At 51.0% G+C, this 12361-nt stretch carries 14 protein-coding genes and 1 tRNA gene; 11 read left to right on the plus strand and 4 right to left on the minus strand.

Annotation, left to right across the window (positions count from 1 at the left end):
- Positions 1–7: 7 nt before the first annotated feature.
- Genes argG through ABXT50_RS04315 form a run of 4 tightly spaced genes read left to right on the plus strand, consistent with a single transcriptional unit; the run spans position 8 to position 3076 of the window.
- On the plus strand, positions 8–1321 hold the full coding sequence (argG, locus tag ABXT50_RS04300; protein ID WP_415273665.1) for an argininosuccinate synthase: 1314 nt from the start codon (positions 8–10) through the stop codon (positions 1319–1321).
- Positions 1321–2016, plus strand: a complete 696-nt coding sequence (gene deoD / locus ABXT50_RS04305) for a purine-nucleoside phosphorylase (protein ID WP_415273666.1) — start codon at positions 1321–1323, stop codon at positions 2014–2016. Before argG ends, deoD begins: the two co-directional genes overlap by 1 nt.
- Positions 2013–2423, plus strand: a complete 411-nt coding sequence (locus ABXT50_RS04310) for a hypothetical protein (RefSeq protein ID WP_415273667.1) — start codon at positions 2013–2015, stop codon at positions 2421–2423. Before deoD ends, ABXT50_RS04310 begins: the two co-directional genes overlap by 4 nt.
- A gap of 23 nt (positions 2424–2446) precedes the next feature.
- Complete coding sequence (locus tag ABXT50_RS04315; RefSeq protein ID WP_415273668.1) at positions 2447–3076, plus strand: LysE family translocator; 630 nt, start codon at positions 2447–2449, stop codon at positions 3074–3076.
- Positions 3077–3080: 4 nt separating this feature from the next.
- Here the strand turns inward: ABXT50_RS04315 and ABXT50_RS04320 are convergent, their stop codons facing one another.
- A complete protein-coding gene (locus tag ABXT50_RS04320) occupies positions 3081–3986 on the minus strand; it encodes a ribokinase (protein WP_415273669.1) in 906 nt (301 codons plus the stop codon).
- A gap of 260 nt (positions 3987–4246) precedes the next feature.
- Here ABXT50_RS04320 and ABXT50_RS04325 point away from each other — a divergent pair, with 260 nt between their 5' ends.
- The 6 genes from ABXT50_RS04325 (at position 4247) to ABXT50_RS04350 (ending at position 8516) form a co-directional block, all read left to right on the plus strand.
- The gene (locus ABXT50_RS04325; RefSeq protein WP_415273670.1) at positions 4247–5071 is read left to right on the plus strand and encodes a WD40/YVTN/BNR-like repeat-containing protein; all 825 of its coding nucleotides are present in this window, start codon (positions 4247–4249) and stop codon (positions 5069–5071) included.
- A gap of 199 nt (positions 5072–5270) precedes the next feature.
- Positions 5271–5558 carry a DUF427 domain-containing protein gene (locus ABXT50_RS04330; RefSeq protein ID WP_415273671.1) on the plus strand — a complete coding sequence of 96 codons (288 nt, stop codon included), beginning with the start codon at positions 5271–5273 and terminating at the stop codon, positions 5556–5558.
- Positions 5559–5579: 21 nt separating this feature from the next.
- A complete protein-coding gene (locus tag ABXT50_RS04335) occupies positions 5580–6296 on the plus strand; it encodes an ATP-binding cassette domain-containing protein (protein ID WP_415273672.1) in 717 nt (238 codons plus the stop codon).
- Positions 6297–6307: 11 nt separating this feature from the next.
- Positions 6308–6949 (plus strand): ABC transporter permease, encoded by a 642-nt coding sequence (locus ABXT50_RS04340; RefSeq protein ID WP_415273673.1) that lies wholly within the window; start codon positions 6308–6310, stop codon positions 6947–6949.
- A complete protein-coding gene (locus tag ABXT50_RS04345; RefSeq protein WP_415273674.1) occupies positions 6942–7622 on the plus strand; it encodes an ABC transporter permease in 681 nt (226 codons plus the stop codon). Before ABXT50_RS04340 ends, ABXT50_RS04345 begins: the two co-directional genes overlap by 8 nt.
- Before the next feature lie 15 nt (positions 7623–7637).
- Positions 7638–8516 carry an ABC transporter substrate-binding protein gene (locus ABXT50_RS04350; protein WP_415273675.1) on the plus strand — a complete coding sequence of 293 codons (879 nt, stop codon included), beginning with the start codon at positions 7638–7640 and terminating at the stop codon, positions 8514–8516.
- 93 nt (positions 8517–8609) lie between these two features.
- Here the strand turns inward: ABXT50_RS04350 and ABXT50_RS04355 are convergent, their stop codons facing one another.
- A complete protein-coding gene (locus tag ABXT50_RS04355; protein WP_415273676.1) occupies positions 8610–9131 on the minus strand; it encodes a YqhA family protein in 522 nt (173 codons plus the stop codon).
- Positions 9132–9403: 272 nt separating this feature from the next.
- On the opposite strand from ABXT50_RS04355, the gene ABXT50_RS04360 reads away from it, so the two are divergent.
- The gene (locus ABXT50_RS04360) at positions 9404–10765 is read left to right on the plus strand and encodes a DEAD/DEAH box helicase (protein WP_415273677.1); all 1362 of its coding nucleotides are present in this window, start codon (positions 9404–9406) and stop codon (positions 10763–10765) included.
- Positions 10766–10864: 99 nt separating this feature from the next.
- Here ABXT50_RS04360 and ABXT50_RS04365 read toward each other — a convergent pair whose 3' ends face one another.
- The gene (locus ABXT50_RS04365; RefSeq protein ID WP_415273678.1) at positions 10865–12148 is read right to left on the minus strand and encodes an ATP-binding protein; all 1284 of its coding nucleotides are present in this window, start codon (positions 12146–12148) and stop codon (positions 10865–10867) included.
- 54 nt (positions 12149–12202) lie between these two features.
- Positions 12203–12278, minus strand: a tRNA-Arg gene (locus ABXT50_RS04370).
- Between the last annotated feature and the right edge of the window lie 83 nt (positions 12279–12361).

Genomic DNA, 12361 nt, shown 5'->3' on the forward strand with positions numbered 1-12361 from the left:
TGGCAACGTGTCTAAAGTTCTAGCATCACTCCCCACAGGGGAAAAGGTCGGTATCGCATTCTCCGGAGGTCTCGATACCTCGGTCGCTGTTGCATGGATGCGTGAAAAAGGCGCCATTCCCTATGCCTACACGGCGAATCTTGGTCAGTATGACGAGAATGACATTGATTCGATTCCAGATCGAGCAAAAGAATATGGTGCTGAGGCAGGCGTAATCGTCGATGCCCGGGAAGCACTAGCCGAAGAAGGGCTCATCGCTCTTGCTTGTGGTGCATTCCACATTCGAACCGGAGGCAAAGTTTATTTCAACACCACTCCGTTAGGCCGAGTTGTTACCGGAACCCTTCTGGTTCGCGCCATGAAAGAAGACGGAGTTGAAATCTGGGGCGATGGCTCGACCTACAAAGGCAATGACATAGAGCGGTTTTATCGCTACGGCCTACTGGCCAATCCAAGCTTAAGAATTTACAAGCCCTGGCTGGACGCAGGCTTTGTAGCGGAACTTGGGGGCCGTGAAGAAATGAGCGAGTGGCTTCTTGAGCGAGACCTTCCCTACCGCTCCTCTGTTGAAAAGGCATACTCAACAGACGCCAACATGCTCGGGGCTACTCACGAGGCCAAGAGCCTGGAGTTTTTGAACACACCATTGGAAATAGTCGAGCCGATCATGGGAGTAAAGCACTGGGATGACTCAGTACAGATTGAAACAGAAGAAGTTACCGTTGAATTCTTGCAAGGTCGCCCCGTCAAGATAAACGGTGAGGCGCTCTCTAGCGCCGCTGAGATTATTTTTAAGGCCAACGAAATTGGTGGTCGACACGGACTCGGCATGAGCGATCAGATTGAGAATCGAATAATCGAGGCTAAATCTCGCGGCATTTATGAGGCTCCTGGAATGGCGCTTATACACATTTGCTACGAAAGACTTCTCAGCGCAATTCACAACGAGGACACCGTCGCTAGCTACCATCAAGAAGGCCGGAGAATGGGACGGCTGCTTTATGAAGGTCGCTGGCTAGACCCGCAGACCTTAATGCTGAAGGAATCTCTCATGAACTGGGTTGCCAGTGCAGTCACTGGTTCGGTGACGCTAAAACTTCGCAGAGGCGATGACTACACGATTATGAACACCGAAGGTACGGGCTTTAGCTATCACCCAGAAAAGCTGTCGATGGAGCGTAATAAGGAAGAAGCCTTCGGTCCAACAGATCGAATTGGCCAGTTGACCATGCGAAACCTGGACATCGAAGACACCAGAGCGAAGCTTGATCTTTATAAGGCTCAAGGACAGCTTTCGAACAACGCGAGCGACCTGACCTAATGAGCGTCCACATTGGGGCCGAGCCTGGAGAAATTGCGGAAACGGTCTTATTGCCCGGAGATCCACTCCGCGCAAAGTGGATAGCCGAGACATTTTTCGAAAACCCTGTTCAGTACAACTCCGTGAGAAACATGTTTGGATTCACTGGAACCTATAACGGACAGCGGGTATCAGTTCAGGGCACTGGCATGGGCGCCCCTTCTATCGGAATCTACGCTCATGAGCTATTCGAAGATTTCGGAGTACAAAAAGCAATCCGAGTTGGCACCTCGGGTGGATTGGCTCCAACCAAATTACGTGATGTAGTAATTGCAATGACCTCGTCTACTGACTCTCAAATAAATCGTCGCGCTACCAACGGCTTGGACTTTGCGCCAAGTGCAGATTACGAACTTCTTGAAAAGGCAGTGGCAAAGGCCAGAGAGCTCAAAATCAGCTTCCATGTTGGCGGCATAGCTTCGGGTGACCTTTTCTATGACACTACGGACTCGTTAGAGCAGTGGAAGAAGCTTGGGGTTCTGGCCTTAGAGATGGAAACCAACCAGCTTTACACTCTTGCAGCCAGGTTTGGCCGCAAGGCTCTTAGCATTGTGACCGTGTCAGACATGATGGATGGGAGTGGCCACACCTCCTCAGAAGAGCGAGAGTCTGGATTCGCAAACATGGTCGAAATAGCGCTAGCAGCCTCCAAATGAAGTACATAAAAGTTTTGCTTCAGATTGGCCTCGGGTTTGGTTTGCTATCCGCTGGGATTTCACACCTGACAACCGCAAGAGCCGAATTCCGGGCTCAAGTTCCGACTTGGCTTCCGTTGGATGCTGACTTCGTAGTGATCGCATCGGGAATTGTGGAAATTTCCCTGGGCATTGGACTCCTAATACTCTGGAAACAGCTCCCGCGAAAGTTGATTGGGCTGGCGGCCGCCTTGTTTTTCATCGCTATTTTCCCGGGTAATCTTTCGCAGTGGATAAACGGAGTCAGTGCTTTCGGCCTAGACACCGATCAAGCTCGATTCATGAGGTTGTTCTTTCAACCGGTGTTGGTTTTTTGGGCACTCATTTCCACCAACGCCTATCGACTATTGAGGCGCAAGAAAACTTAGCTTTACTGCAGTAAAATCTAGAGGTGCCAACATCCCAAAACATAATCGGCTTCCTGCTGCTTTCGATAGTAATAATTCTGGTGCCGGGGCCAAGCGTTTTGTTTGCAATCGGTCGGGCCTTGGTGCTTGGAACAAGAGCCGCGCTGATAAGTGTTTTTGGAAACGCCCTCGGTGTTGGATTACAAATTCTTATCGTGGCTCTAGGCCTCGGTGCTCTTATCCAGCAATCCCCGGAACTATTTTTTGTTATCAAGGTAGTCGGAGCACTAATGATCGGGTTCTTGGGAGTGAAAGCGATCTGGCAACGCACAAAAGTTGATGCGGGTAATGTCTCGGTTTCACCTTCAGGCAAAAAAGTCCTAAGTGAATCAATTGTTGTCGGCATCACGAATGCCAAAACCTTGGTTTTCTTCATAGCAGCGTTGCCAAGTTTCGTAGATCCCTCGGGCGGCAACCCCAGCGCACAAATGCTTGTTCTCGGTGCGCTATTTCTAATCATTGGAGTGACGAGTGACGCTGTGTATGCGATTGCAGCTGGTAAAGCCCGGCACTGGCTCGGCGACTCAGACCAGCGCCTAGCAAATTTCCGTGGAATCGGTGGCCTAGCCCTGACGTTCTTAGGGTTTTACATGCTGCTAGACGCGCTCCTGTAACAAGCTAACCTTTTTGTCTTTTGAGCATTAGCGAGTCGACCTCATGCCTTGACGGAATCGAATTGGACGCTCCCCTGGATTGAACGGAAATCCCGGCGGCAACGGTGCCGAGTTCTGCGGCCTCCAACGGCGTTAGGCCTTGGGCTAGTCCCGCCAACGCATAGCCGCAAAAAGTATCGCCCGCACCGGTAGCGTCGATTGCGACGACTGCCATGGCGTCAACATTACCCAGGAACTGTCCATCAGCAAATACCGATACCCCCTGAGCCCCCCGGGTGACAAACACCAGCCCCACAAGCTTAGAAAGCTCGGCACCGGCGCTTTCAAAGTCAGTAGCGCCTACGAGTTGCGTAACTTCGGTTTCATTGAGCGTGATGATGTCGACGAATTCAAGAAGCTTGGGATCAAACTCCGATGATGGTGCGGGAGTTAGCACCACTTTCCAGCCGGCCTTCTTAGCAAGCGCGGCGACTACTAGATTATTTTCATTGCCTATCTCCAACTGCAGAACAAGAAGCCCCGGTCCCTCTTCAAAACTTTGCTCTCTTAATTTGGGGCTGTAATTGGCTCCTGGAACAACTGCAATCTGATTCTCGCCGTCTTGGTCAACGAGTATAAAAGCCTTACTGGTTGCAGTGCCAGAATCGAGAATTCTCGAGAAGTCCACTTTTTGTTCCGAAAGAAAGTTCGTCAAAAACTCACCGTCATCATCGTCTCCGACTGCAAACTGGAATGTTACGTCCCCACCGGCCCGATGGATTGCAACAGCCTGATTCAGACCCTTTCCTCCGGCAAAGCGTCCAGAGTCAAATGCCAGTACCGTTTCCCCGGGCAAGGGTAGCTTCTTCATAAAGACCGAGTAGTCAGCGTTGACACTTCCAACTACTGCAATGGATATCCCTTGCTTCAATCAGTCCCCTTTGAGTCGATGACGTTTATAAAATAGAACTTTTTCTAGAATAGCCAAAGGACCACAAATAAAAGGCACTGATGCCTACCTAAAAAGATTCACGGCTATGGACCCGACGCCGTGCTAACCCATCCGCTTGAAAAATAGATTAGTTAACTACTGCCCGCGAGACAGAGTGCGAAGTGAACAAGCGCTCACGGAATACTAATTGGCAGAGATTTAGCAGATGATTTGCAGATCTAGCGGCTAACTTTATTGAGATGAAAAACTACTCGAGAAGTTGGCCGATGCTTAGGACGCTAGGAATTGCCGGAGCGATCCTGCTGGTTGCGGCCGGTTGCTCTGCCGCACCTGGGCCGAAGCCAATTGCCCAAATGGAGCATGTCCACAGTGTCGCAGCCGATGGGGGAAGCTTTTATCTTGCCAGCCATCACGGTATTTATAAATGGTCCGATGAGGGATGGAACCTGGTCGGCGAGGAATTCGATGCCATGGGTTTGACGATTGATAAGGGCATTTTCTACGCCAGTGGTCACCCGGGACCCGGACAAACTTTTCCTAACCCGCTCGGGATCATAGAATCCCGTGACAACGGAAACACCTGGACATCAAAAACTTTTACTGGCGAGGTCGACTTCCACCTGCTTGAAGTGTCGGGAGACGCAATTGTTGGTATCGCAGCTAACTACGGTGTAGTTGTCGGATCCCAAGATGGGGCCGTTACTTGGTCCAACATTGCGACTCCAAGCCTGACAAGTTTGAGCCTAAATCCGAATAACGGTTTGCAGTTCTTGTTGACCTCGGAGGGCCTTCTCTACCTAACCGAGGACTCAGGGCTTTCTCTCACCGAAATCACTGCGCCTTCCGGCATAACAAGAGTGGACTGGTCTGATAACGGCATCATCCTCGCTACCGATTCAACAATTTATAGGAGCCCTAGCCTGGGCATGCCTTTCCTTGAACTTTCGGAATCATTCACCGGTATAAAAGATGTAGCGGCTAACGGGGGCAGCATTATTGTCCTAGATGAGCTAGGGGCGCACGTCTCCACCGATAACGGCAAAGTGTTCAGTTTGCTGCCCTAGAGCTAAGGGCTAATTGGTGAAAATCTTCCGCCGTTGATCTGCTCCGAAGACTTCTAATGCGTATAAGCTGTCGCACCAAGCGACATGAGCCAAACTATAGGCATGTTTCGCATTTCGCCCACAACCTAAACTAGAGCTAGCATTTTGGGAACTATAAGCCGAGGCACAATGTTGTTCCCACTGACAAGAGAGGCCTCACATGTACACAGCAACATGGAACGGCAAAGTAATTGCCAAGTCCGATAAGACGGTGGAAATCGAAGGAAACCAGTACTTCCCACTCGACTCGGTCACAACGGATTACCTCACGGATTCCCAAATGCAGACGAGCTGCCCATGGAAGGGAACCGCAAGCTATTTCAACCTAAACGTTGATGGCGAAACCAGCAAAGACTCGGCATGGACCTATAAAACCCCGAAGGACGGCGCAGCTTCCATCGCCGGTCACGTGGCCTTCTACCGAATGGTAGAGGTCACTAACAGCTAGTCACTAGCCGGAATTCGACTATTGATTGAGTTTATAGATGTCACAAAGACCTACGGCGAAGATTCCGCGGTCTGTGACTTTTCGTTAATTGCCCCGAGCGGCAAAATCACTGTGCTCATGGGACTTTCGGGTTCCGGAAAAACAACTCTTCTTCGCGCCGTGAATAAGCTTGTGCAGCCGACTGCAGGATCTGTACTGATTGACGGTAACGACATAGCGGACCTGGATTCTGTGGTTCTCCGAAGATCAATTGGCTATGTCATGCAGGAGGTTGGACTACTCCCCCACAAGAGCGTTTTAGACAACGTGACCCTGATAGCCAACATAGCCGGCCAAACCAAAGATGAAGCGCTAAACAACGCCCTTGAATTATTAGAACTAGTCGGCATTGATGATAGTTTTCACAATCGCTTTCCCGGACAGCTGTCCGGTGGACAGCAGCAGCGAGTTGGAGTGGCAAGAGCGCTCGCGATCAAGCCGAATATTCTTCTTATGGACGAGCCCTTTGGCTCGGTGGATCCAATTGTCCGAGAGGAACTGCAAGACGAGCTAATTCGTATCCAACGCCAGCTTTCGCTCACCATTATTTTGGTCACTCACGACCGATACGAAGCGATCAAATTGGCCGATCAGCTGGTGGTGCTAAGCAAGGGCGCGAAGATTGAACAGGCCGGTGCTCCAAAGGATTTAATTGAGAAGCCAGCCAACAAGTTCGTGCAAAAGCTACTTGGACTGTAGCGGGAGCACTTATGGAGTGGGCCGCTAAAAACTTTGACTTTGTACTTGAACTATCGGTGACCCATCTGTTGATTTCTCTTGTACCACTGGTCTTGGGTTCGGTCTTAGCCTTTGCCCTAGTCAGGCTCACTCCACTAAAGCTCGCAGGGACAATCGGCACCACTTTTAGTGCGATCTACGCAATTCCGTCTCTTGCAGTCTTCGTGGCGTTGCCAGCAGTCATTGGCACCAGCTACCTAGGTCCCACCAACGTCGTAATCGCCCTGAGCATTTATGTCGCAGCAGCGATGTTCTTCTCCATCCGAGATGCTTTCAGTCAGGTGTCCAAGCCAACAGTCTTTATCGCCAGAGCTCAAGGATTGAGTCCGCTTCAACTTTTTGTTCACGTGGAGTTACCCCTTGCAATCCCGGGCCTCATCGCGGGACTGAGGGTAGCGGCGGCAAGCACAGTTTCAATGGCATCAATCGGTGCCATAGTCGGAGTTAGAAACTTGGGCTACCTATTTTTGGATGGCTTTCAACGAAAAATACCCGAGGAGATACTTACTGGACTCTTCGCGATATTTATAATCGGCATTGCGCTGGACCTTGGACTCTGGGCGCTAGGTAAGGTCCTTACTCCGTGGACTAGAAGATCGGCCCAGCGTGTTTAGCATCGGCGAGCTCTTCGACTGGCTCACGGACGCTGAGAACTGGACAGGCCGATACGGTCTTGCCAACTTATTCGTAGAGCATTTGACACTTACTCTTGTCTCTCTGGCGATTGCTGGATTGCTGGCAATTCCGATAGGAGTGGCGATCGGCCAATCGGGACGCGGCGAAACGCTGGTTATAGCAATTTCGTCGGCATCTAGGGCTATCCCAACAATGGGCCTGATGTTCGCGCTGGTGATGGTTATGGGAGTTGAATTTAGGCAGTTCGCCGTAGTAATGGCCCTGGTTGGTATAGCTATTCCACCTGTTTTAGCAGGAGCTTATGCCGGTATCAAGTCAATACCCATAGTCATCCGAGAAGGCGCTCGAGCCCAGGGAATGACGACGTTGCAGCAGATTCGGCATGTTGGCTTGCCACTTTCGGCGTTCTCAATAGCTGGTGGTTTCAAGATCGCGTATCTTCAAGTGGTCTCCACCGTGGTCCTTGCACCGCTAGTCGGACTCGGTGGCTTGGGCTTCGGAGTCATTCAGGGTCTGGCGCTTCGAGATTTTGCTCAGCTAACGGGAAGTGCTGCAGTGATTGTACTGTTGTCAATTACCGGAGAGAGACTCTTCGCAAAAGCACAGGGCAAATTAGATCGTCGTCTCACGCTATCAAAAACAAACAGGTAACTAGAAGGAAAAACAATGACAAAACCAATTAAAAAATCCATTAAGAGTGCCATTGCTCTCAGCGCTGTTGCGGTGCTGGGGCTTGCAGGCTGCGCCGAATCAAGCAGCGAGCCACTTGTAATCGGCTCCCAGGCTTACTACTCAAACGAAATCGTTGCCGAGGTATACGCCCAGGTTTTGGAAGACGCTGGCTACTCGGTTGACAGGCAATTTGCTCTCGGACAGCGTGACGTTTATGTACCAGCGCTTTTGGCCGGCGAAATCGATATTTTCCCTGAGTACACCGGAAACTTACTGCAGTACTTTGACCCCGAAGCCACCGCAACCGCCGAAGAAGACGTTTACCAGGCCCTGCAGGCCGCACTGCCAGCGGGCCTAACCGCTCTTGCACTATCGGGAGCTTCCGACCAAGACTCTTACAACGTCACAAGTGACTTTGCAATGAAAAACAGCCTTACTTCGATTGGGGATCTTGCTGGAGTAACTGGAATACGACTCGGTGGCGCCCCAGAGCTAGCTGAGCGACCATACGGACCAACAGGCCTCCTGAGCTCCTACGGCGTGACAGTAGAGTTTGAGGCCACTGGAGACACCACCGTTGAGTCACTCGTAGCAGGACTAATTGACATGGCGAACGTCTACAGCGCTGACCCACGAATCCAGCAGCTTGGACTGGTCACATTGACAGACCCGCAGGGTCTTTTCCTGTCCTCTAACCTTGTGCCAATCGCCTCGGATGCCGTGAATCAAGAAGCGCGCGATCTAATCAGTGCCGTCTCATCGGCCATGACAGCAGCAGACCTAGTTGCCCTAAACGTCAGAAGCGTTGACGAGCAACTGTCATCAGCTGTTATTGCCAGGGACTGGTTGCTATCAAAAGGTCTTATTGACTAGAGGAAATAATTAGAAATACCCAGTCCGCTTTTTCAAAGCGGACTGGGTATTTTTTTGCAAAGAGTACTTAGGCAATCAGCAAGGGCAAAAACATTAGAGCTGCTTCTCCTTTTTCGCCGGACCTGTTTTACGCGTCGCAAAGGCAAAGATCCCTAGGCCGCCCACCAAGGCACCGGCGCCTAGGCCGTAGGCGACCACGTCAGAAGCACGATTCTCGTCCACAAATACCCCAACGAAAACAACAGCAATGATCGCAACGACAACGCCGATGAGCTTAGTTTTGAGATCATCAAGGTCATTCACCCTCAACCAATCTGGAACATCGATGTCGGCGTCGATGAACAGCTCGTATAGCCCGAAGCCAATTACCAGGAGAACTGTTCCAAGCAGAATCGCGTCAACGGCTGTTAGGACTTCGACGATTGAAGACTTCAGCTGGGTGAGGTTTCCAGCCGCGTTATACACGGCCACTAGCATCGCGATAGACCCCTGAGCCATTAGCAACAATGCTCCGATTATCGAAGCTAAAGCGGGGACTACCACCGCGTACCTAGTAAGACCCAAGATTTTTCCCATGTCTAAAACTTTAGTGCCCTGAGTTTGAGTTTCGTTCACTAGGAATTTCTTCAAATTTGGGCTCATAAGGCATCTGGTTCCCTCGGGAAGATTCGAGCCTACGTAATTAGTCCTATGGCTTTTCACGTAAGCCCCTTAGACTTAGGGCGGAACGGTGAAACTTCATCGCTCTGCGTCGTAGAACGACCCCCACGATACTGTGGCCAAACTCTTCCTCCGGCGAACGAATGCATCCATCGATGTCTTCGCCGTATTCCCAAAAAACTTGGGATCAAAAGTGATAAAACCCTTCACGTGAAAGTAATTACATTATGTCTTCAAAGACCTTTATTGACCTTGGCGTGCCAGCCGAAATCGCGGCTGTGCTGACTGCTCAGGGCATTGACACACCGTTCCCCATTCAAGTTGATTCGCTGCCCGACACAATGGCCGGTAGAGATGTTTTAGGTAGAGGCAAAACTGGTTCCGGCAAAACTCTGGCATTTGGCATCCCAATGGTGGCCAGACTCGCTGTTTCCGCCAACAGTAGAGACGCATCTCGTAAGCCGAGAGGTCTAGTTCTAGCACCAACCCGCGAACTGGCCACGCAGATTACTAATGCCCTCCAGCCATTGGCCAACGCTATGAACCTTAGAGTTACGACAATCTTTGGAGGGGTTCCTCAAAAGAGGCAAGTTCAAGCACTCAGGGATGGTGTCGAGATTATCGTCGCTACCCCCGGCCGACTAGAGGACCTAATGCGTCAAGGCATTTTGAAGTTAGATGCTATTGAGATAACAGTATTGGATGAGGCCGACCACATGGCAGACCTCGGTTTCTTGCCCGGAGTTACCAGAATTTTGACCGCCACCCCAAGAGGTGGCCAGCGCCTACTGTTCTCGGCGACCTTGGATAACGGAGTAAAAAAGCTCGTAGATAAGTTCTTGCAGAACCAGGTTATGCACGCAGTTGACGACGCCAATTCTCCGGTTACCCAGATGACCCATCACGTGCTTGAAGCCTCGGACGCAGAAGCAAAGAAGCGATTGGTCTATGCCTTGGCTTCCGGAACAGGAAGAAGAATCTTGTTCATGCGAACCAAGCACCACGCCAAGAAACTTGCTAAGGCGCTAACACAGGCAGGCATACCGGCCGTTGACCTACACGGGAATCTTTCCCAGGCCGCTAGGGATCGAAATCTAGAGGCGTTTAGCGCTGGTCGGGCCAGGGTGTTAGTGGCTACAGACGTTGCAGCAAGAGGTGTCCATGTTGACGGAGTAGACCTCGTGATTCACGTTGATCCACCTGCCGAGCACAAGGCTTACCTTCACCGCTCTGGAAGAACAGCGAGGGCTGGAGCAGCAGGTGATGTGGTGACTATATCTCTGCCTACCCAGCGTAAAGATTTATCTGATTTGCTAAGCAAAGCCAAAATCTCCGTAAAGCCTCAGTCAGTTACTGAAAAATCACCGACAGTAATAGCTCTCATTGGAGAGGTTGCCGAATATGTGAAGCCAACTGCTCCAGCAGCCCAGCCCAAAAAGACTGGTACGTCGACTGGTCGAAATGCCCAGCGAAAGCGAGCATTGAGCGAGTCTGGGAAGCCTCAAAATCAGCAGTCAAGAGCACCTGGTTCGAGACCCCATTCGCAAGGCGCAACAAATGGATCGCGTCGTCGCCAAGATTCGAGATAGTCAAGTGCACGCAAAATAAAAAGTGCCTTCCTCGAACATCTCCCGAGACTATCGCGCTCAGAGGTTCTGCTCCAGTAGACAATTCGCGAAGCGCTGCGCTTAAAGCCTTCCCAGGCTTTCGATGTCTTGCTCAAACTCAAGAATTACCTCGTCGCTGACGGTTCTCCTAGTATCTCCGATGGCCCAGAGATAGTGATGGGTAGCTGTGGTTGAAGACTCTTTAGTGACCACCTGAGACTCATAAACCGACTGTTCCAGGGCTCGCTGTGATGCCTTTCGAGCAGCATATTCAATGTCAGCAGGCGAGAAACCAGCCGACCTCGACACTAATTCTTCAAGGTCGATGTTGGGTAACGCAGCAGCCGGGATGTAACGACTCCAAATTGATAGACGCGCTTCTTCGTCGGGCAGACCAATAGGGATGACATAGTCGAAACGGCCGTGTCGCAAGAAGGCATCATCCAATGCTCGAATGTAGTTGGTTGCCACTACCAAGAGGTGCCCCGGCTTCTCACGAAAAGTTGGAATCAACTTAAGTAATTCGTTGGTGACACCCTGAGTTGGCGATGGTGGATCACCCTTGCGCTTGGAAGCAATCTCTTCGACCTCATCGATGAAGACCACTACGTTTTCAAGTTCGTTTACGGTGTTGAAGACCTCACGAAGACCACCGGCTAAACCATTCCGGTCGCCAGAAAGTCGCGAAGGAAAAACCTCGATAAAAGGCCAATCGAGTCGAGAGGCAACCGCCTTAGCAAAGGTAGTTTTACCTGTTCCTGGAGGACCAAACAAGACAATTGCCTTTGGTGGCTCGACGCCGAAAGTCTCAGCCAACCTGGAATCCGCCAGCGGAAGAACCAAACGCCGCTCAAGCATCTCCTTCTCGTTTTTCATGCCCGCGATTTTGCCCCAAAGGTCACGTGCCAAAACTCGGCCACCGAGATTGGTAAGAATCTCGCGCTCTTTCTCGCTCACAGACACTTCGCGTTCAAAGTACTTAAGGTGCTTCAAGTCCGCAAACCCAGCCTTTTCCAGAACGCCGCTCTTGCCATCATCCGCAACGAGCATCGAAAGTTTGGTGATGCCAGATTTAGCCATGTCTATTTCGAGCTCACCCAAGAGCCTGCCGCCTATGCCTTGACCCTGATGAGTATCAGAAACCATGAGGAGCACTACCCAGCCCTGCTCGTGGGCAACCCTGCCAACAGCAAAGCCAATGATTTGATCGCCATCACAGGCCGTAATTGCATGATCTTGGTTGCAGGACGCCAGAACTTCGGCGAGAGAGTACACAGGGGCATAACCGGCGGTGCGAGCTTGATCCCAAAGCGTCAGCAGCGAATCAGTGTCAACTGGTTGAAAGTTTCGGTATCTAACGCTCACAGCACCACTCCCTTTAGATTTGTTGGTCTATACAACCATGTCTACCGGGATCTTTGGTGCCCTCGGCAGGAATCGAACCTGCGACCAAGAGATTAGAAGGCTCCTGCTCTATCCACTGAGCTACGAAGGCGGAGTTGGCTTTGAAGCCATCAGTAGTCTACAAGCCCTTGTCAAGAAAGGTTTTATTCTGGGCGAAAATCGGTCCCAGAACTT

This window comes from Aquiluna sp. Uisw_065 (genome assembly GCF_047731275.1).
Taxonomy (GTDB): Bacteria; Actinomycetota; Actinomycetes; order Actinomycetales; family Microbacteriaceae; genus Aquiluna.

Bases quoted from the DNA above. Each gene is read 5' to 3' on its own strand.
- deoD (WP_415273666.1), top strand. From the start codon at position 1,321: ATGAGCGTCCACATTGGGGCCGAGCCTGGAGAAATTGCGGAAACGGTC.
- ABXT50_RS04310 (WP_415273667.1), top strand. From the start codon at position 2,013: ATGAAGTACATAAAAGTTTTGCTTCAGATTGGCCTCGGGTTTGGTTTG.
- ABXT50_RS04325 (WP_415273670.1), top strand. From the start codon at position 4,247: ATGAAAAACTACTCGAGAAGTTGGCCGATGCTTAGGACGCTAGGAATT.
- ABXT50_RS04330 (WP_415273671.1), top strand. From the start codon at position 5,271: ATGTACACAGCAACATGGAACGGCAAAGTAATTGCCAAGTCCGATAAG.
- ABXT50_RS04340 (WP_415273673.1), top strand. From the start codon at position 6,308: ATGGAGTGGGCCGCTAAAAACTTTGACTTTGTACTTGAACTATCGGTG.
- ABXT50_RS04350 (WP_415273675.1), top strand. From the start codon at position 7,638: ATGACAAAACCAATTAAAAAATCCATTAAGAGTGCCATTGCTCTCAGC.
- ABXT50_RS04360 (WP_415273677.1), top strand. From the start codon at position 9,404: ATGTCTTCAAAGACCTTTATTGACCTTGGCGTGCCAGCCGAAATCGCG.